The organism is Parendozoicomonas sp. Alg238-R29, assembly GCF_947331445.1.
GTDB lineage: Bacteria > Pseudomonadota > Gammaproteobacteria > Pseudomonadales > Endozoicomonadaceae > Sansalvadorimonas.
Map to the genome: position 1 here is coordinate 1 of NZ_CAMZOG010000252.1, position 831 is coordinate 831.

At 35.0% G+C, this 831-nt stretch carries 1 protein-coding gene; it reads right to left on the bottom strand.

Going from position 1 to position 831, the window contains the following annotated elements; translation table 11 throughout:
• Window positions 1-62: 62 nt before the first annotated feature.
• On the bottom strand, window positions 63-831 hold a 769-nt coding region (locus QMA35_RS21910), incomplete at its 5' end, for a hypothetical protein (RefSeq protein ID WP_281649254.1).

The window sequence follows — 831 nt, forward strand, 5'->3', positions numbered from 1 at the left end:
AACGCCCCCATCATGCGCCGCCGTAGGCGGTCGCATGGATGGGCTTGTTATGTGTGTATTACTTAAAATGGAATGTCAGAATTCACCTGTTTCTCTATATCATTAATTTCGCTACGAAACTCATCTCTAACAATATTTAAACTGCCAATGATCATTCTACAGTACTTCCTATCTTCTGGGTGTAAGCTATTCCAATAATCCATAACTCCTAGATTTGACTTTTCAAAGTGATCTCTGAATAAATATTGAGAAATCAGTGCTTCTTTATGTGGGTTGTCATTGATATTTGGGCGACCAAACTTCCCATTGCTATTTTTTAGAACATTCTGTCGTATCAGGAAATCGTATAGCTCAATCCCAAAAACTTCTTTACTTATACTTTTCTCAGAACTACGTAAGGAAAAAGACTCTATAACCTTGTTAAGCTCATATACATCTCTTTTACAAACGTTTGCTCCACTTAGCAGGCTGCAGTCATCTATTATAAACTCAAATTCACTTGGTGCTTCATCAGGAGCTTTACAGTCTATAGCATGAGCAAAGTGATCTTCCTCTATTGAACAAGACATAACTACGACAGATTTATTTTTTTCAATGATGGCTTTTGCTTCTACTTCGAACCAATTATCATCAAAGTCAATGCTATCTATTAAGTTTGAAATCTCTTCAGGTTTCGAAAAAATCTTATAAAAGTGTCCAAATGTATTAGCATGCCAATCAATTAAACTTGAATTATCTTCTACAAGGTAAAAATTGTGTTTATCATCGATGGTAGTATCTATAACTATAAGTTTCATTCTTTCTCGATTGTTTACTCGAACACATAACGCC